Below are 18,424 nucleotides of genomic sequence, written 5' to 3'. Positions count from 1 at the left end.
GACCTTCTCGCCGTTCCGGCCGGGGCGGGTGCTACCGAGGATGATGCCGATCCTGGTCATGAGGCGTGATTCCCGATCTGTGCGGTGCGGGGGGGTATGGATTGAAGCTTCAACTTGAAGCTTCAAGTGCACAGTAACAGATCAGCTTGAAGCTTCAAGCCGTCCGCTAGCCTGGGGGGCATGACGAAGAACACAGCGGCATCGCCCGCGGCCGCGGCGGAGCCGCGCTGGCTGCGGGGCGGGGAGCTGACCGCGTGGATGTCGATGGCCAGAGTCCTGTCCCGGCTCCTGCCGGCCCTGGAGCGCGAGCTGGAGCGCGACGCCGACCTGAACTGGATGGAGTACCACGTCCTTGCGATGCTCTCCGAGCAGGAGCGCCACACCAACCGGATGAGCGTGCTCGCGGAGCGCGCGAACTCGTCCCTGTCGCGGCTGTCGCACGTGGTGCGGCGCTTGGAGCACCAGGGATTCGTCCGCCGCGAGCCGGACCCCGATGACGGCCGCTACACCCTGGCGATCCTCACGCCCGAGGGGTACGGCAAGCTCGTGGCCTCGGCGCCCGCGCACGTCGAGGCGGTGCGCCGGATGGTCCTGGACCCGCTGGACCCGGGTGAGCTGGAGTCGCTCGTGCCCGTCTTCGACCGGATCTACGCCGCCGTCGACGAGGCCGACCGCGGCCGCTGACATGGAGAGGGAGCGCTGCGGGCGGCTCGTGACAGCCCGCAGCGCCCCCTGGCACTGCCTGACGCTCGGTCAGGGTTCACTCGGGCCGGCACCGGCGACGGCAAGGCCGTCGGCCGGGTGTGGACGCCCGGGTGGCCGCCGCGGCCGGGGCGGCGGCCCTCTTCGTACCGATCGGCCGTGACGAGAGGCTGCTCAGGCTGCCGGTGGGGGGAACGCGCGGGTCGCCGGTGGGGCGGCGGTGCATCCCGCGCGAACGGCACGGCCTGAGCCGACGTCATCGTCGACGACCGCGGAACGAGGTGCGAGGTGGCGCACGTGCTCTCGTGGGACGGGACAACCGGCTTGCCCGGCGCGGGACTCAGGCTAGGGCCGGGCCCCTCGGGCCCCAATGAGGGAACCCCCTCGCCCCGGTCGCGTAGGGAAACCCCTCGGTCACCGCGCGTACCCTCCGGCGGGCCCGCCGACGGTGGCGGGAGCGTGCGGCAAGTCCGGCTCAGCCCGCCCGGCGGCCCGCCGCCAGCCGCACGATGTCCACCCGCGAGCGGATGCCGAGCTTGCGGTAGACCCGGGTCAGCGTCGCCTCGACCGTCTTCACGCTGATGAACAGCGTCGCCGCGATCTCCCGGTTGGTGGCGCCTTCCAGCACCAGCGCCGCCACCTGACGCTCCATCGAGGCCAGTCCGTCCAGTTCCGGCGGCGCCGTCGGGGCCGCGGGGGCCGGGCCCACCTGCTCCAGCCACGGCAGCGCCTTCGCCCGCCGGAACAGCCGGCCGGCCTCGTCCAGCGCGGCCCGCGCCGCCCCGCGGTTGCGCCGCTCCGCCTCGACCCGGGCCAGGGCGAAGACCGCGCGCGCCTCCTCCAGCCCGTATCCGAGACCGGCCAGCCGATGCCGGGCCGCCGTCAGCACGGCCACCGCCCCGTCGGTGTCGCCGCGGGCGGCGAGCACCATTCCCTCGGCGCGCTCCAGAACGGCCAGGATGCTCTGCCGGCCGAGTCGCAGCGCGTGCCGGCGCGTCTCGTCGATGACCTCGCGCGCCTCGCCGAGCGCGCCGGTCAGCACCAGGGCTTCGGCCAGGTCGCCCTGCCAGCGGCCCCGTGCGGGCTCGGTCACCCCCATCTCGCGTTCCAGCGCCCGCACCCTGCGCAGCGCCTCGACGGCGCCCTGGGGATCGGCGCCGACCAGCCGCGCGTGCCCGAGCGCGTACAGCGCCCGCGTCAGATACGGCATGTCGCTGTCGGCCTCGGCCCGCCGCACCGCGTCACCCGCCAGCGACAGGGCGCGCTCCACGGTGCCGCCCGCCGCCTCGGCCAGGGCCGCGATCTGCAGTGCGAAGCCCTCGCCGATGCCGATGTCCTCGGCCAGCCGCAGGCTCTCCCGGGCCAGGTCCAGGGCCGTGCGGCAGCGGCCGGAACGCAGCTCGATCTCGGCGAGGCTGCGCACGGAGTAGACCTCGGTCTCCACCGCGCCGCGCTGCCGCGCCTCACCGGCCAGCCACGTCAACGCCGTGCGCGCGTCGTCGAGCTGATCGCTCATCAGCAGATAGCGGGAGCGGATGTAGACCGGGCCGTTGTGGTTCATGGCGACGTCCGGGTCCTGCGGTTCCGCGGAGGCCAGCGCCAGGGTGGCGGCGGCGTCCGGGTGCCCCATCGTCGTCTCGTTGAGCGCCTTGAAGGACAGCGCCAGCAGCTCGGTCCGCCGGTCGCCCGCCCGGGCGGCGAGGGCGGCGGACCGCGCGGCCTCGGCGCGCGCCTCGTGCATCTGGCCGTCGACCAGGGCCCGCCAGGCGATCTGGTAGCGCACCAGTCCCTGCAGCCGCGGATCGTCGCCGGCGTCCGCCAGGGCCTGCGGGAAGACGTCGTCCACCTCGGACAGCGCCTGCCCGACCGAGTCGATCACCACGATCCACGCCCGCACCCGGTCCGCGGGAACGGTGGCGGCCTCCAGTACCTCGCGCGCGGTGGCCCGGGCGAGTTCGGGCTCGGCGGCGATCAGCGCGTCCTCGGCGGCCCGCAGCCGCCGCTCGTCCGCGGTGGGTTCCGAACCCAGGGGGGTGTGCCCGGCGGCCAGCAGGCCCAGTTGTGCGGCCACCGACGGGGCGCCGCGGGCCCGGGCCTCGTCCGCCGCCTCGGCCAGGCTCGCCGCGACCCGTTCGTCCTTGCCGGTCGTCGCCAGCGCGAGGTGCCGGGCCCGCTCGATCGGGTCGCCGGCCACCGCGGCCAGCGCGGCATGGGCACTGCGCCGCTCCTCCGGGGTCGCCTCCGCGTACAGCGCCGCCGAGATCAGCGGATGCGCGAAGCGGACGGGCCCGGTGCCGTCGTGGTGGTCCATCTCCACCAGGCCGAGGGAGGCGGCCACGGCCGTCTCGCTCTCGGCGTTCGCGCGGCCGGCGCTGCGCAGCGTCGTGAGCGTCGGACGGGCCCCGGCGCTCGCCATGAGCAGCGTGCGGCGGGTCTCCGCCGAGAGCATCTCCAGACGGTGGAGCACCAGCGCGCGCAGCGAGGTCGGCACCGGCAGCGGCTCCCCGGGCCGCGGCGGCGTGCGGTTCTCGGCGAGGGCGCGGCCGAGTTCCAGGGCGAAGAGCGGATTGCCGCCGCTGGTGCTGTGGATGTCCCGGACGACCGCGCGCGGCAGGCCGGTGTGTCCGCGCCGGTCGAGGAGCTCGGAGACCTCCGGCCGGGACAGCGGGGTCACCCGCAGGGTCAGCGTGTCCTGCGGGAAGAGCCGCAGATGGCGGTCGTGCTCGTCCTGCGGGTCGGCATCGGTGCGTACGGCGCCCAGCACCCGCACGGGCAGCCCGGCGACCCTGCGCGCGGCGAAGGCCAGCATCTCCGCGCTGGCGGGGTCCATCCACTGCAGGTCGTCGACGACGATCACCACCGGCCCGCCGGCGGCCAGCGCCCGCAGCACCGACAGCACGGCCAGGCGCAGCGCGAGCCCGTCCCTCTGCAGCGAGGACTCACCGCGGCCGGTGAGCGCCGATTCCAGCGCGGCCCGCTGCGGGGGCGGCAGGCTGTCGGACACCTGCTCGGCGACCAGGCCGAGCAGATCGACCAGGGCGAGGAAGGGGAGGTGGGATTCGGACTCCGTCGCGGAACAGCGCAGCACCGTCGGTTCGCCGCCGCATTCCTCGGCGAGTGCCCGCAATACGGTGGACTTCCCGATTCCGGCCGGCCCGTACAGCAGCAGGCTGCCACCCTGGGCAAGGTGTCCGCGGGCTCGCGCGAGCACGTCACCCCGCCCGATCACCCGGTCGGGTCGGGGCCTGGCCGGCGCGTCGAAGACGTGCTCCACGGTCGCCGCTCCCCTCGTGTCGTGTCCGGGTCAATGCTACGCAGAGAGCCGCGAAATCCCGCCGTTATGGGCGCGGCCCTTCACCTTTCCCCCGGTGCGGGGAAATTCGCCGCCGCCGCCGAATTACCTCGCGCAAAGGGCGGCGGCACGCCGGGAAATGCGCGAGGGCAGCAGCCCGTTGAATGCCGGACCATTCCTCGGGCCCGCCCCCGTCCCGCGCGTACCGGTGGACACACCCCGAATGATCGGGCCGATCACGCCGGCGGTCAAACCCCAAAATCGCCCGTGGCGAGCCGAATACGGGCGCTTGTCCGTTCTTCCGCTCCTGCTCCGCTCGCGGTGTTTTGTGGCCGATCGCGGTACCGGGGAGCGGCCGGCGCGGCCGCTGTGTCGCCAAAGTCACCCCACGGTCCGCGGCCCGCGGCCGCACCGCGTGCGGGCGAGCCGAGGGCGAGCCGGAGCCGGCGTCGCGGGCCCTACGGGAGCAGGCCCGCGCGGCGCGCGGCGACGACGGCCTCCAGGCGGGTGTGGGCACCGAGCTTGCGCATGGCGGACCGCAGATAGCTCTTGACCGTCTCCGGCCGCAGCCCCAGCCGGTCGGCGGCCGCCGCGTTCGTGGCCCCGGAGGCGACACACGCCAGGACGTCCAGCTCCCGGGAGGAGAGGGTGACCGGTTGCCCGGCGGGGGACGGACGCCCGATGCCGGCGGCCCCGGTCGCCGCCGCGAGGCGGCCGCACGCGGCGAGTAGTTCCTGGCGCAGCAGCGGATCGGCGACCCGGCCGGCCAGCGCCCGCAGCTCCCCGTGGGCCTCCCGGACCTCCTCCCAGGCCGCCGGGTCGCCGGCGGTCGGCTGGCGGCACGTCGACAGCAGGCGGTCGGCCTCGTCCCGCACCACCAGCCGCTGTTCCAGCTCGCGCGCCGCCTCCACCGCGGCGCTCACCGTACGGTCGCCGAGCGCCAGCGGATGGCGCAGCGCGCCGTACAGCACCCCGCGCACCCGCCGCCGGACGACCACCGGCACCGCGAGGACCGAGCGCAGCCCCTCCCCGGCCACCGCCGCGTCGTACTCGTGGCTGATCACCCGCGAGGTGCTGTAGTCGGTGACGGCCAGCGGCCGGCAGAGCGCGATCGTCTTGCCGCCGAGGCCGTTGCCCGAGGTGACGGTGAGCCCCTGCAGGGAGGCCGTGGCCGTGCCCGACAGCTCGGTGATCCGCAGCCGGCGCGGCTCCGGGAGCAGCCCTCCGAACGCCACCGGCAGACCGCTGGCGCGTCTCATCCGCAGCAGCGCCGCCCGCAGCTCCGCCGCCTCGCCCGATCCCGTCCGCGATCCCGTCATGCCCTCGCCGCTCCTTCACCCCCGTACGGGGGTAGTGAGAGCCCTGCCACCGACAACAGGATGCTACTGAGGAGGCCGGCGACAAGGAGGACACATGACGGCAACCAGCCGGACGGACGAGTTCCGGGCGGCCCGGGACTTCCTGCTGCGCCACCGGGAGGACTACAAGGCGGCGTACGAGGGCTTCCGCTGGCCGCGGCCCGAGCACTTCAACTGGGCGCTGGACTGGTTCGACGTCATCGCCCGCGACAACGACCGCACCGCCCTGCACATCGTCGAGGAGGACGGCACCGAATCCGTCGTCTCCTTCGCTGCGATGTCCGGGCGCTCGGACCGGGTCGCCAACCGGCTCCGCGCCCTCGGGGTGCGCGCCGGCGACCGGATCGTGGTCATGCTGGGCAACCAGACCGAGCTCTGGGAGACCGCCCTGGCCGCCATGAAACTGCGCGCCGTGGTCATCCCCGCCACCCCGCTGCTCGGGCCGGCCGATCTCACCGACCGCGTGGAGCGCGGCCGGGCCCGCCATGTGATCGTCCGCGCCGCGGACGCGGCGAAGTTCGACCGGGTGCCCGGTGAGTACACCCGGATCGCCGTCGGCGGCGCGCCCGCGGGCTGGCACGCCTACGAGGACGCCGACGACGCCCCCGCGGACTTCACGCCCGACGGGGACACCCGCGGCGACGACCCGCTGATGCTGTACTTCACCTCGGGCACCACCGCCAAGCCCAAGCTCGTCGAGCACACCCACCTGTCCTACCCGGTGGGGCACCTGGCGACGATGTACTGGATCGGCCTGCGCCCCGGCGACGTCCACCTCAACATCTCCTCGCCCGGCTGGGCCAAGCACGCCTGGTCCAACCTCTTCGCGCCCTGGAACGCCGAGGCGACGGTCTTCATCCACAACTACACGCGCTTCGACGCCGGCCGCCTGATGGCCGAGATGGACCGGGCCGGCGTCACCAGCTTCTGCGCCCCGCCCACCGTCTGGCGGATGCTGATCCAGGCCGACCTCGGGGTGCTGCGCACCCCGCCGCGCGAGGTGGTCGCCGCGGGTGAGCCGCTCAACCCGGAGGTCATCGAGCACGTGCGGCGCGCCTGGGGGCTCACCATCCGGGACGGCTTCGGGCAGACCGAGACCGCCGTCCAGGTCTCCAACTCGCCCGGCCAGCCCCTCAAGCCGGGCTCCATGGGCCGTCCAAGCCCCGGGTACGCGGTCGAGCTGGTCGATCCGCTCACCGGCAAGCCCGGCGACGAGGGCGAGATCTGCCTCGACCTGTCCGCCCGCCCGGTGGGCCTGATGACCGGCTACGAGGGCGACCCGGAGCGCACCGCCGAGGCGATGGCGGGCGGCTGGTACCGCACCGGCGACATCGGCTCCCGCGACGACGAGGGCTACATCACGTACATCGGGAGGGCCGACGACGTCTTCAAGGCCTCCGACTACAAGATCTCCCCCTTCGAGCTGGAGAGCGCCCTGCTGGAGCACGAGTGCGTGGCCGAGGCCGCCGTCGTCCCGGCCCCCGACCCGCTGCGGCTGGCCGTGCCCAAGGCGTACGTCGTCCTCGCCGAGGGCTGGGAGCCGGGCCCGGAGACCGCCGCGGCCCTCTTCGCGCACTCGCGGGCCGTGCTCGCCCCGTACAAGCGGGTGCGGCGCATCGAGTTCGCCGAGCTGCCCAAGACCGTGTCCGGCAAGATCCGCCGTATCGAGCTGCGGCAGCGCACCGCCGAGGGCGCCGTCGGCACCGAGTACCGCGAGGAGGACCACAGGTGAGCACCCCCGCGAGTCCCGTCGAGCCGTCCTACGCGAGCGGCACCGGCACCACCGCGCTGCTCGGCGACACCATCGGCCGCAACCTGGACCGGGCGGTCGCCGCCTGGCCGGACCGCGACGCGCTGGTCGACGTGCCCAGCGGCCGGCGCTGGACCTACGCGCAGTTCGGCGCCGCCGTCGACGACGTGGCGCGCGGCCTGCTCGCCAAGGGCGTCGGCAAGGGCGACCGGGTGGGCATCTGGGCCGTCAACTGCCCCGAGTGGGTGCTGGTCCAGTACGCCACCGCCCGCATCGGCGCGATCATGGTCAACATCAACCCGGCCTACCGCGTCCACGAGCTGGCGTTCGTGCTCGACCAGGCCGGCATCGAGCTGCTGGTGGCCTCGACCGCGTTCAAGTCCAGCGACTACCGCGCCATGGTGGAGCAGGTGCGCGGCGAGTGCCGCTCGCTCACCGAGGTCGTGTACATCGGCGACCCGACGTGGGACGCCCTCGTCGCGGCCGGGGCCCACGTCCCCCACGAGCGGCTCGCCGAGCGCGCGGCCGAGCTGTCCTGCGACGACCCGGTCAACATCCAGTACACCTCGGGCACGACCGGCTTCCCCAAGGGCGCGACCCTCTCCCACCACAACATCCTCAACAACGGCTACTTCGTGGGTGAGTTGGTGGGCTACTCCGAGCAGGACCGGGTCTGCCTGCCGGTGCCCTTCTACCACTGCTTCGGCATGGTCATGGGCAACCTCGGCGCCACCTCGCACGGCGCCTGCATCGTCATCCCGGCACCCGGCTTCGACCCGGCGGCGACGCTGCGCGCGGTCGAGCGGGAGCGCTGCACCTCGCTGTACGGGGTGCCGACGATGTTCATCGCCGAACTCAACCTGCCGGACTTCCAGGCGTACGACCTCTCCTCGCTGCGCACCGGCATCATGGCCGGCTCGCCCTGCCCGGTCGAGGTGATGAAGCGGGTCGTCGCCGAGATGCACATGGCCGAGGTGTCCATCTGCTACGGCATGACCGAGACCTCGCCGGTCTCCACCCAGACCCGCCGGGACGACGACCTGGAGCGCCGCACCGGCACCGTCGGCCGGGTACTGCCGCACATCGAGGTCAAGGTCGTCGACCCGGCCGGCGTGACGGTGCCGCGCGGCACGGCGGGCGAACTGTGCACCCGCGGCTACTCGGTGATGCTGGGCTACTGGGACGAGCCGGAGAAGACCGCCGAGGCCGTCGACGCCGGCCGCTGGATGCACACCGGGGACCTGGCCGTCATGCGGGAGGACGGCTACCTGCAGATCGTGGGCCGCATCAAGGACATGATCATCCGCGGCGGGGAGAACGTCTACCCGCGGGAGATCGAGGAGTTCCTCTACGCGCACCCGAAGATCGCGGACGTCCAGGTGGTCGGTGTCCCCGACGACCGGTACGGCGAGGAGATCCTGGCCTGCGTCATCCTCAAGGACCCGGCCGCCGGGCTGACGGTGGAGGAGCTCGGCGAGTTCTGCCGCGGCCGGCTCGCGCACTACAAGGTCCCGCGCCACCTGCGGCTGATGGACGCCTTCCCGATGACCGTCAGCGGCAAGGTCCGCAAGATCGAACTGCGGGAGTCCTTCAGGGCCGGGTGAGTTCGGCGACCCGCCGCGCCACCTCCCGCGGTGGCGCGGCGGTCGTGTCCACGACCGTCCCCGCCGCGCGCAGCCAGGGCAGCGCCTTCCGGTATTCCTCCAGGTGGTCCAGCCGCCACTGCCGGGCGCCGGTCTCGACCGTGTCCTGCTCGATCCTCCGGGTGAGTTCGGCCGGGTCGGTGTGCAGCACGAAGTGGCGCACGGGCAGGCCCGCCCGGTCCAGGCCGTCGGCGATCTCCCGCCAGTACACCTCCACCAGCACGGTCTGCGGCACGATCAGCGTCCCGCCGAGGTAGCCGTGCAGCTGCGTCAGCGACGCCACCGTGAGCGCCCGCCACGGGGGCCACTCCTGGAAGTCCCGTACGGGAACGGCCTCGGCGAGTACGTGCCGGAGCATGAAGCCGACGTGTTCGCTGTCGAAGACACGGGCGTCCGGCAGCAGGCCGGACAGCTGCGCCGACGTCGTCGTCTTGCCCGCCCCGAAGGTGCCGTTCAGCCAGATGATCACCCGCGGCATGGTAGCCCCGGTTACGCTGGCAACCCACCTGATGCGCACGGGAGATGGGGGACACCGGGGATGGCCGACTGGGACGAGGCGCGACCTGCCGGCAGCGAGCACCCGGCGATTCCCGAGCTGGTGTCCGCCGTGGTCGGGGCGGGCGGGGTGGTCATGCTCAGCGCGTTCATGCAGGCGGTGGGGACGAAGCTCGGCGAGATCACGGCGCTGCGCGTGAGCGGCCGGAGCCTGTGGCGCCGGCGCAGGGCCACCGAGGAGGAACGGACGGCCGCCGCCTTCATCGCGGCGGTCGAGAAGCTGGGTTCGGCCCGGCGCGACAGCGGGGGAGTGCTGCGGCTGCACGACGAGGGCTCCCGCACCCGGGTGCAGGTGCATCCGCTGCTGCCGGTCGAGGCGGTGGCGCAGTTCCAGCGGCTCGACCTGCACCACCCGGAGGTGGCCGGGCTGGAGATCGCCTGGACGGACACCCTGGGTGACCACCCGCAGGGCGTCTGGGCCACCACCGGCGGCACCGCGGGCACCGGCACCCGCTTCCTGTGGAACGACGCCCGCCGAACGTGGGAGCCCCACCGCCGTCGTTAGCGCCATCGGCAGCCGAAGCCTCCCCCGCCGTACACGAGATGGTCATCGTGCCGTCATCCCGGGCGGCTTATCGGTGCACGGTGATTGCTAGGGTGCAGGCTGCGCTGCCGCGAGCGCCTCGCTTTGGGGCGAGGGCGTGGCACGGGGGTCGTGGAGGGACGGAGCCGTCCGCGTCCCGGCCCACGCGGTGGGGCGCCTTTCGTCATCTTCAGGGCTGGAAGGATTCCATGGCGGCTTCTCCCGACGAGCCGACGGCGGCGGCAGACCAGACGTCGGCGGTGCGGCCCCCCGGCGCGAGCCCGCTGCCCCGGCGGGGCCGCAGGACGTCCGCGATCGCCGACGCCGCCGGCAGCACGAGCCGGACGCCCACGGACTGGACCGGCGGCCGCCCGTCGACGCTGCGCGCCAGGCAGGCCGCCGCCCTTCCCGAGGAGCCCGAGGGGTCCGGGGAGACGCCCGAGGAGACGCCCCGGGAGCCCGAGTCCTCCTACGCGGACGGCTTCGCGGCCGGGCTCGCCTTCGCGTCGCGTTCCGCGCCCGACGGGGAACACGCGCCGAGCGTGGCACCGGCCCCGGACGCCGCGGCGGAACCCGGTCGCCCCGCCGCGCGCCCCCGGCGGTCGCGCAAGGTCCTGCTGGTCGTCGCGGGCCTGGTGGCCGGCGTGCTGGTCTGCGCGCCGTTCCTGGTGCGCGGCGGCGGGGACGACGGCCGCGGCGATGCGCCGGTCACCCTCGCGGACACGGTGCCGGGCCAGGAGGCGACGGAAGCCGGCACGGGTGCGCCGAACCCGTCCGGCAGCCCGTCGCCCTCCTCGGGACCTTCTCCGCGGCAGTCGCCCGCGGGCGGTGCGCAGGGCGGTGCTCCGTCGCCGAGCGGATCCGGTGGCGGGTCCACCTCCGGTACCAAGGGCGGCGGGGCGGTGCGGCCGCCCACCGCGAGCCCCTCGCGCTCCGCGGGCGTCCCGGGCGTGGCGATCCGCAGTCACGCTTCCGGCCGGTGCATCGACGGCAGCACCCCGTGGGGCACGCCGCTGCAGATCTGGGACTGTACGGGCAGCGCCCAGCAGTCCTGGCGGATCAGGCCCGACGGGAGCGTCCGGGCCATGGGCAAGTGCATGGACGTCGCGGGCGGTTCGCGGGACGACGGCGCGGCGGTCCAGCTGGTCGACTGCAACGGCACCGGCGCCCAGCAGTTCCGTCTCAACTCCGCGCACGACCTGGTCAACCTCCAGGCCGACAAGTGCGTGGAGGTCGAGGACTCGCCGGGCGTCAACGGCAGCAGGCTGCGGCTGTGGAGCTGCACGGGGGCGGACGAGCAGAAGTGGAGCAAGGTCTGACGCTCCGGCCCGGCCGCCCCGCGCGGGCGGGTCAGGTGGTGTCGTTCCGGCCCAGGCACAGGACGTACCGGGTCGAGCCCCGCTTCTCGCGGAACGCGGCCACCGTGCGGGGGTAGGCGTCGCAGCGGCCGGTCTCGGTGGTGTTGTCGAAGCGACCGACGACCTCGTAGTCGGCCTCCGCGGAGCCGCAGTCGACGACGGAGACGTCGGGGTAGAAGACCTGCCCGTTGGTGTGGACGCAGTCGCCGACCTCGGCGTACTCGGGGTCGTCGCGGACCAGCAGCCAGCCGCAGCCGATGAGGACGACGGGTATCAGCAGGCCCAGTGCGGTGGCGCGGAGAAAGATCGGCCTGCCGGGGTCGGCGGGCGTGCCGGGTGCGCCGGGGACGGGCTCGGCAAGGCGGCTGATCTTCCAGCGCTGGTAGAGGTTGACCAGCAGGGTGAGCGGGTTGAGCAGCATCGAGGTGGGGCTCCACCAGCCCTGCACCAGGCTGTCGGAGACCATCTTGCGGTGCATGGCGGTGCCGCAGCGCCTGCAGAACGTCGCCCGCACCTTGAGGAACCGCATCAGCACGACCATGCCCTGGTGGCCGCGGACGGTCGCCCTGACCGCGGGCACCGAGCCGCAGAAGAGGCAGGAGGGCCCGTAGCCCGGCACCTCCTTGCCGAAGGGGGGCCGCGGCCGCGGACGGGCTGCGGCGGGAGCCGCTTCCGGCCGGGGCTGCGTGGGTGAAGGCGTGGGCGTGGTCAAGGAGTTCCCCCGGGGATCGTGTGAAGCCGACGTGAAGGGCGAGCCGCACCCTACTGGTTGGTACCGACAACGTTCGAGCCGATTCCCGAACCCGCTTTCGCGTCTCCGCCTTGACCCGTGGCCGGGGGCGCCCTATGTTCATTTCAGTTCCACATAACAAAAGAAGTCTTCCGCAATGTGGAATCACCCGGGCGCGACAACCTGGACCGCAGGACGACGCAGGAGTGACCGAATGCCTCGAATGACCGCCGCCCGAGCGGCAGTGGAGATCCTCAAGCGCGAGGGCGTGGACACCGCGTTCGGGGTGCCGGGCGCCGCGATCAACCCCTTCTACGCCGCCCTCAAGGCCGCGGGCGGCATCCAGCACACCCTGGCCCGGCACGTGGAGGGCGCCTCCCACATGGCCGAGGGCTACACGCGCACCGCCCCCGGCAACATCGGCGTCTGCATCGGCACGTCGGGACCCGCGGGCACCGACATGATCACCGGCCTCTACTCGGCGACCGGCGACTCGATCCCGATCCTCTGCATCACCGGGCAGGCGCCCACCGCGGTGATCCACAAGGAGGACTTCCAGGCCGTGGACATCGCGGCCATCGCGGCGCCCGTGACCAAGTCGGCCACCACCGTCCTGGAGGCGGCGCAGGTCCCCGGCGTCTTCCAGAAGGCGTTCCACCTGATGCGCTCCGGCCGCCCCGGCCCGGTCCTGATCGACCTGCCGGTCGACGTCCAGCTCGCCGAGATCGAGTTCGACCCCGAGACATACGAGCCGCTCCCGGTCTGGAAGCCCGCCGCCACCCGCCGCCAGATCGAGAAGGCGCTGGCGATGATGTGCGCCGCAGAGCGGCCGCTGATCGTGGCCGGCGGCGGGGTGATCAACGCCGACGCGGCGGATCTGCTGGTGGAGTTCGCCGAGCTGACCGGCACCCCGGTGGTGCCGACCCTGATGGGCTGGGGCGCCATCCCGGACGACCACGACCTCAACGCCGGCATGGTGGGCCTGCAGACCTCGCACCGCTACGGCAACGCGACCTTCCTGGAGTCGGACTTCGTCCTCGGCATCGGCAACCGCTGGGCCAACCGCCACACGGGACGGATCGACGTCTACACCGAGGGCCGCACCTTCGTCCACGTCGACATCGAACCCACCCAGATCGGCAGGATCTTCGCGCCCGACTACGGGATCGCCTCCGACGCGGGCGCGGCACTGCGGCTCTTCGTCGACGTGGCCGCCGAACGGAAGGCCGCCGGCGAACTGCCGGACCGCGGCGCCTGGGCCGCCTCCGCCCGGGAGCGCAAGGCCACCCTCCACCGCCGCACGCACTTCGACGACATCCCGATCAAGCCGCAGCGCGTGTACGAGGAGATGAACCGCGCCTTCGGACCCGAGACCCGGTACGTCACCACGATCGGCCTCTCGCAGATCGCGGGCGCGCAGATGCTGCACGTCTACCGGCCGCGCCACTGGATCAACTGCGGCCAGGCCGGCCCCCTCGGCTGGACCGTGCCCGCCGCGCTCGGCGTCGCGAAGGCCGACCCGCAGACGCCGGTCGTGGCCCTCTCGGGGGACTACGACTTCCAGTTCATGATCGAGGAACTCGCGGTGGGCGCGCAGCACCGGATCCCGTATGTCCACGTCCTGGTGAACAACTCCTACCTGGGCCTGATCCGCCAGGCGCAGCGGGCCTTCGACATCGACTTCCAGGTCAACCTGGAGTTCGAGAACGTCAACTCGCCCGAGCTGGGCGTCTACGGCGTCGACCACGTCAAGGTCGCCGAAGGCCTGGGCTGCAAGGCGATCCGGGTCACCGACCCGGCCGGGCTCGGCGCCGCCTTCGAGCAGGCGAAGAAGCTCGCGGCGGAGTACCGGGTGCCGGTGGTCGTCGAGGCGATCCTCGAACGGGTCACCAACATCGCCATGAGCGTCACCAACGACATCGGCAATGTCGTGGAGTTCGAGGAGCTCGCCACCGAACCCGGCCACGCGCCCACCGAGATCCTCCCGCTCACGGGCCCCTGAACCGGGTCCCGGCCATCACCACCGGCTGCCGCGTCCTGACCTGACGGGCGCGGCGGCCGGGCTCCACGACGGCCGCCCCGGGAACGCGGGGGAGCGGCCCGGCGGACCTCGGCCGGCCTCTAGAGCGGGCCGAACAGCCAGTTTCCGGGCGCCTCGGGGTCGGTGCCGATGTAGTAGGCGCGGATCGCCGCCACCAGTTCGCCCGTGCTGACCTGGCCGTCGCCGTCGGTGTCGATGCGGTTGAAGGCGGCGGTGATGTCGGCGACGGGTGTGTTGAAGGCCCGTTGCAGGACCTCGAACTCCCCCCGTACGACATGACCGTCGCCGTCGGTGTCGCACAGATGGGCCACGGCCTCCGCCGCCGGATGGAAGACCGGGTCGAAGGCCGGCCCCTCGATGAAGGCCTTGGTCATCCCGTGGTGGTACTCCGCGGAGGACAGCCGCCCGTCGCGGTCGCTGTCGGCGTAGGCCGCCAGCTCCGCCCAGACGGCGTCCAGCCGCACCGCGACCGCCTTGCCCTTGGGCGAGGTGGGGGACATGCCGAAACCGTGGATCAGCCGCGCGCCGACGTCCTGGAAGTCGGCGCGCTCGGCATATCCGTTGCCGTCCGTGTCCAGACGGCGGAAGGATTTGTCGAGCTTGCGCTTCAGAAGGGCCGTAGACATCGCTGCGTCCTTGACGTAGTCCTAGGGGTTGCCGAACGGAGGGGAACCTCTCGATACTCCCCCGGGACCGGCGGTCGCGCGACCCGAGTGGGCACGGAGGGTGAAGGTCAGGGCGGAGTTCGGGGCGGAGCTCGGAGTGCAGTTCGGCCGGCACAAGGGGCCGGGCCCCGGACGCGACCTGCCGGCGGCTCAGGGCGTGGCGTGCGGGCCGGTCCTGATCAGGACGTCGGCGGCGTCGTTGACCGGCTGGGGGGTGCCGGTGAGGTCCATGACGAAGAGCGGGACCCCGAGCCGGTCGGCGCGCAGGCGCGCGTCGTGGGCGTAGCCCGCCAGGGAGAAGAAGGCGCCGGTGGCGTCCTCGTTGAGGCAGTTGAGCCAGAGGGTCTCGATGTCCCGCAGCGGTGTCGGGCGCGTCGTCGGGTCGACCTGGGCGACGACGTCGTCGCCGCGCAGGTCGATGCCGTTGGCCGCGCGGTCCGCGGCGATCCGCACGCCGCCGAAGCCGAGCCACTTCAGGTACTGCGCGGCGGCGGTGACCGCGTCCCGCGCGGTGCGGATGGTCACCGGGCGGAACGGCGGTCGCGGCGAGGGTGCCGCGGGCTCCGGTCCGGCCCGGTGCGCCGGGGGGACGGGGTGCCGCTCGGGCGTCTGCAGGGCGCGGGTGTCCACCGGCAGCCGGATCACCGCTCCGCAGTCGCAGCCCAGTTCGGGCTGGGGCCACTGGTCGGCGCGGCCGCAGTCGGGGCAGCGCATCCCCACCCAGGAATCGTCCCAGGAGCGGTGGCGGATCTGCAGGGGGATGCCGCCGCGCAGGATCGGCAGGGCCAGCGGAGTGCCGCAGGCGCAGGGGAAGGTGGGCGCGGTGTACGTGTGCTCCCGGCGGCAGGCCGGACAGCGCACGGGCACGCTCTCTGCCATGGTTCGCGACTCCTGGGCGGTGCGGCGGTGCTCGCCGGGACGGTCCTGCCGTCCATGGTCCCGTACGGGGAGCCCTTCGCGCACGCGTGTTGCGGCCCCCGGCCGGGCGGCGGCGCGCCGCCGCCCGGGGACCCGTGACGTATCCGGCCCGAACGCCGTCACGGGTCCCCGGGCGGGGCCCTGGTCCGCGCCGCCTCGACCTACCCCTCAGAAGCTCTCGGCGGCGCGGACGGATCGTGGTTCCGGGCGGCGGCGCCCCCCTTGGGCGCGACAGGACAGGTCGGGGCGCCGCCGCCCGGAAGTCGGGGTCAGCCGGTGACCGGCAGACCGGACAGGCGCTCCACCCCGCGCAGGAGGGCGGAGTGGTCCAGGCCGCCGTCGCCCTGGGCCCGCAGCGAGGCGACGAGGTTCGCCACGACCGAGCCTACGGGCAGGGCGGCGCCCACGGTCCGGGCGGCGTCGGTGACGATGCCCATGTCCTTGTGGTGCAGGTCGATGCGGAAGCCGGGGGCGAACCGCCGGTCGAGGAAGTTGCCCTTCTTGCGGGTCAGCACCGTGGATCCGGCGAGGCCGCCGTTCAGCACCTCCAGCGCCGCCGCGAGGTCGACGCCGGACTTCTCCAGGAAGACCACGGCCTCGGCGCACGCCTGGATGTTGACCGCGACGATCAGCTGGTTGGCCGCCTTGACGGTCTGGCCGGAGCCGTGCGGACCGCACAGCACGACGGTCTTTCCGAGGGCGTCGAACAGGGGCCGCGCCTCGTCGAAGTCGGCCTGCGTGCCGCCGACCATGATCGACAGGACGGCCTCCACCGCTCCCGCCTCACCGCCGGAGACGGGGGCGTCCAGCACGCGGATGTTCCTGGCGGCCGCGGCGCCGGCGAGGTCGACCGAGGTCTGCGGGGTGATCGACGACATGTCGATCAGGAGCGCGCCCGGCCGGGCGTTCGCCAGGATGCCGTCCTCGCCGTAGGCGACGGCCTCCACCTGGGGGGAGGCCGGGACCATGGTGATGACGACGTCGGCGTCCTTCACGGCCTCCGCGACCGAGGCCGCGGCCGTGCCGCCCGCGGCGACCAGGCGGTCCAGCTTGTCCTGCTCCAGGGTGTAACCGGTGACGGAGTAACCGGCCTTGATGAGGTTCTCCGACATCGGGGAGCCCATGATGCCGAGGCCGATCCACGCGATCGTGGGCAGTGTGGTGGTCATGATGTCCTCTCCGGATTACTTGTCGGCGTCGGCGAGCCAGTCGAAGGAGGCGGCGCTGCCCTCCGGGCCCGGCTTGTACTCCAGGCCGACCCAGCCGTCGTAGCCCGCCTCGCGCAGCCGGCCGAGCAGGGCGGCGAGCGGCAGCGAGCCCGTACCGGGCGCGCCGCGGCCCGGGTTGTCGGCGATCTGGACGTGGCCGGTGCGGTCGGCGTAGGCGTCGATCACGGCGGGCAGGTCCTCGCCGTTCATCGACAGGTGGTAGAGGTCGAGCAGGAACCTGGCGTTGCCCAGACCCGTCTCCGCGTTGACCTTGTCGACCACCTCGACCGCCGAGGCGGCGCTCACCAGCGGGTAGTGCGGTGACTCGGGCTTGTTCAGGGCCTCGACCAGCAGCACCGCTCCGACCCGGTCGGCGGCGTGCGCGGCCCGGACCAGGTTCTCCAGGGCGAGTTCGTCCTGCACCTCGGGGCTCACGCCGTCGACCCGGTTCCCGTACAGCGCGTTGAGGGCCGTGCAGCCCACCGAGCGCGCGAACTCGGCCGCGACGTCGATGTTGGCGCGGAAGCGCGCGGACTCCTCGCCCGGTACGGACAGGGCGCCCCGGTCGGGGCCGGGGAGCTCGCCCGCGTAGAAGTTCAGGCCCACCAGTTGGGTGCCGGCCGCCTCCAGCGCGTCGCGCAGGGCGTCGAGTTCGGCCTGCGGAGGGGCCGGCATCCGGGTCCACGGCCACCACAGCTCGACCGCGGAGAAGCCGGCCGCGGCGGCCGCCGCGGGGCGCTCCAGCAGCGGAAGTTCGGTGAAGAGGATCGAGAGGTTCACATCGAAGCGCGTGGAGTCGAAGCCCATCGCGTGCGCCCTTCCGTATTACGGAAACTTGTTTCTACTTAACGGAAGATTGGATGAGCCGAACGGCGGCTGTCAAGAGGGATGTCCCGGAAAGCCGCTGACCAGCTAGGTTGAGGGCGTGCGCCTGAGACTCGAATTCACCACCGAGCCGTTCGACCTGGACGAGCCCCCGCGTCATGCCGTGGTGGGCCGCGAGGTCCTGGAGGCGGCCGAGCTGGAGGCGGTGGACGTCGGTCCCTTCGGGAACTCGGCCGAGGGCGGTGCCGAGCAGGTGGTCGCCACCGTCGGCGATCTGCTGCGGCGCACCCTGGAGGCCGGGGCGACCCGGGTGTCGCTGCAGGTCAACGTCCTCGGGGAGGCGGACCGGTGAGCGGGCCGGGCGAGCATCCGTTCAGCGCGGCGATCAAGCCGCTCGCCGACGCCATGGGCGCCGAGCTGGTGCCGCCCGGCGAGGCGCGCGGTGACGACGTGGTGCTCAGCTGGGAGGGCGCGGCGGTCGTCGCCGTACGGCTGCCGCATCTCGCGGACTCGCTCGACCACATCCTGGCCGACCTCGAGCGCCGGCACGGCAAGGCCCTGTCCGAGCTGGGGCGCAAGGAGAAGCAGACCGTCGTCCGCATCCTGGAGGAGCGTGGCGCCTTCTCGGTGCGGCACGGGGTGGAAACGGTCGCGTCGGCGCTCGGCGTGAGCCGCTTCACCGTCTACAACTACCTGAACAGGGAGAACGCGGCGAAGGAACGCCCCTAGATCCCCTGGGTCCTCCTGGGCGCCCCTGGGTCGGGCCTGGTCGTGCGGTGCGCCCGTCCGGGCGACCCGCCTCCATTTTTTCAACAAAGTGTTGACGTCGCGCCGTGGCCGCTCTTAGCGTGCCGTT

At 73.2% G+C, this 18,424-nt stretch carries 16 protein-coding genes; 8 read left to right on the top strand and 8 right to left on the bottom strand.

Annotation, left to right across the window (positions count from 1 at the left end; genetic code table 11):
• Nucleotides 1–180: 180 nt before the first annotated feature.
• Nucleotides 181–684: a MarR family transcriptional regulator gene (locus AB0F62_RS08820; RefSeq protein ID WP_361794016.1), complete on the top strand. Its 504-nt coding sequence runs from the start codon at nucleotides 181–183 to the stop codon at nucleotides 682–684.
• A 493-nt stretch (nucleotides 685–1,177) separates the two neighbouring features.
• On the opposite strand, the gene AB0F62_RS08815 is transcribed toward AB0F62_RS08820, so the two are convergent.
• Together AB0F62_RS08815 and AB0F62_RS08810 are read right to left on the bottom strand one after the other, a co-directional pair.
• A complete protein-coding gene (locus AB0F62_RS08815; RefSeq protein ID WP_361794013.1) occupies nucleotides 1,178–3,976 on the bottom strand; it encodes an AAA family ATPase in 2,799 nt (932 codons plus the stop codon).
• Between the two features lie 476 nt (nucleotides 3,977–4,452).
• Nucleotides 4,453–5,313, bottom strand: coding sequence for a helix-turn-helix transcriptional regulator (locus tag AB0F62_RS08810; RefSeq protein WP_361794010.1), 861 nt, complete (start codon nucleotides 5,311–5,313; stop codon nucleotides 4,453–4,455).
• Nucleotides 5,314–5,407: 94 nt separating this feature from the next.
• Here AB0F62_RS08810 and AB0F62_RS08805 point away from each other — a divergent pair, with 94 nt between their 5' ends.
• Together AB0F62_RS08805 and AB0F62_RS08800 are read left to right on the top strand one after the other, a co-directional pair.
• The gene (locus AB0F62_RS08805) at nucleotides 5,408–7,084 is read left to right on the top strand and encodes an AMP-binding protein (protein ID WP_361794007.1); all 1,677 of its coding nucleotides are present in this window, start codon (nucleotides 5,408–5,410) and stop codon (nucleotides 7,082–7,084) included.
• Nucleotides 7,081–8,706, top strand: coding sequence for an AMP-binding protein (locus AB0F62_RS08800; RefSeq protein ID WP_361794004.1), 1,626 nt, complete (start codon nucleotides 7,081–7,083; stop codon nucleotides 8,704–8,706). The genes AB0F62_RS08805 and AB0F62_RS08800 overlap by 4 nt, the downstream gene beginning before the upstream one ends.
• Here the strand turns inward: AB0F62_RS08800 and AB0F62_RS08795 are convergent.
• Nucleotides 8,693–9,214, bottom strand: coding sequence for an AAA family ATPase (locus AB0F62_RS08795; RefSeq protein WP_361794001.1), 522 nt, complete (start codon nucleotides 9,212–9,214; stop codon nucleotides 8,693–8,695). The two genes, AB0F62_RS08800 and AB0F62_RS08795, sit on opposite strands and share 14 nt — an antisense overlap.
• Before the next feature lie 69 nt (nucleotides 9,215–9,283).
• Between AB0F62_RS08795 and AB0F62_RS08790 the strand changes: the two genes are divergently transcribed.
• Nucleotides 9,284–9,805 (top strand): hypothetical protein, encoded by a 522-nt coding sequence (locus AB0F62_RS08790; protein WP_361793998.1) that lies wholly within the window; start codon nucleotides 9,284–9,286, stop codon nucleotides 9,803–9,805.
• Nucleotides 9,806–10,032: 227 nt separating this feature from the next.
• Nucleotides 10,033–11,142, top strand: a complete 1,110-nt coding sequence (locus AB0F62_RS08785) for an RICIN domain-containing protein (protein ID WP_361793995.1) — start codon at nucleotides 10,033–10,035, stop codon at nucleotides 11,140–11,142.
• A gap of 31 nt (nucleotides 11,143–11,173) precedes the next feature.
• On the opposite strand, the gene AB0F62_RS08780 is transcribed toward AB0F62_RS08785, so the two are convergent.
• Complete coding sequence (locus AB0F62_RS08780) at nucleotides 11,174–11,800, bottom strand: hypothetical protein (protein ID WP_361793992.1); 627 nt, start codon at nucleotides 11,798–11,800, stop codon at nucleotides 11,174–11,176.
• A 325-nt stretch (nucleotides 11,801–12,125) separates the two neighbouring features.
• On the opposite strand from AB0F62_RS08780, the gene gcl reads away from it, so the two are divergent.
• On the top strand, nucleotides 12,126–13,913 hold the full coding sequence (gcl, locus tag AB0F62_RS08775) for a glyoxylate carboligase (protein WP_361793989.1): 1,788 nt from the start codon (nucleotides 12,126–12,128) through the stop codon (nucleotides 13,911–13,913).
• Nucleotides 13,914–14,032: 119 nt separating this feature from the next.
• Here gcl and AB0F62_RS08770 read toward each other — a convergent pair whose 3' ends face one another.
• From AB0F62_RS08770 to AB0F62_RS08755, 4 genes are all read right to left on the bottom strand, one after another.
• Nucleotides 14,033–14,578, bottom strand: a complete 546-nt coding sequence (locus AB0F62_RS08770) for an EF-hand domain-containing protein (RefSeq protein WP_361793987.1) — start codon at nucleotides 14,576–14,578, stop codon at nucleotides 14,033–14,035.
• A 189-nt stretch (nucleotides 14,579–14,767) separates the two neighbouring features.
• Complete coding sequence (locus AB0F62_RS08765; RefSeq protein ID WP_361793984.1) at nucleotides 14,768–15,496, bottom strand: hypothetical protein; 729 nt, start codon at nucleotides 15,494–15,496, stop codon at nucleotides 14,768–14,770.
• Between the two features lie 308 nt (nucleotides 15,497–15,804).
• Nucleotides 15,805–16,704 (bottom strand): 2-hydroxy-3-oxopropionate reductase, encoded by a 900-nt coding sequence (locus tag AB0F62_RS08760; RefSeq protein ID WP_361793981.1) that lies wholly within the window; start codon nucleotides 16,702–16,704, stop codon nucleotides 15,805–15,807.
• A 15-nt stretch (nucleotides 16,705–16,719) separates the two neighbouring features.
• On the bottom strand, nucleotides 16,720–17,550 hold the full coding sequence (locus AB0F62_RS08755) for a TIM barrel protein (protein WP_361793978.1): 831 nt from the start codon (nucleotides 17,548–17,550) through the stop codon (nucleotides 16,720–16,722).
• Between the two features lie 118 nt (nucleotides 17,551–17,668).
• On the opposite strand from AB0F62_RS08755, the gene AB0F62_RS08750 reads away from it, so the two are divergent.
• Both AB0F62_RS08750 and AB0F62_RS08745 read left to right on the top strand, forming a co-directional pair.
• Entirely contained in the window at nucleotides 17,669–17,920 is a 252-nt protein-coding gene (locus AB0F62_RS08750) for a hypothetical protein (RefSeq protein ID WP_361793975.1), read from the top strand.
• Complete coding sequence (locus AB0F62_RS08745; RefSeq protein WP_361793972.1) at nucleotides 17,917–18,297, top strand: helix-turn-helix domain-containing protein; 381 nt, start codon at nucleotides 17,917–17,919, stop codon at nucleotides 18,295–18,297. The genes AB0F62_RS08750 and AB0F62_RS08745 overlap by 4 nt, the downstream gene beginning before the upstream one ends.
• Nucleotides 18,298–18,424: the final 127 nt, after the last annotated feature.

It is taken from the genome of Streptomyces sp. NPDC026673, assembly GCF_040638135.1.
Lineage (GTDB): Bacteria > Actinomycetota > Actinomycetes > Streptomycetales > Streptomycetaceae > Actinacidiphila.
This window is presented reverse-complemented; position numbering and strand designations above follow the sequence as displayed.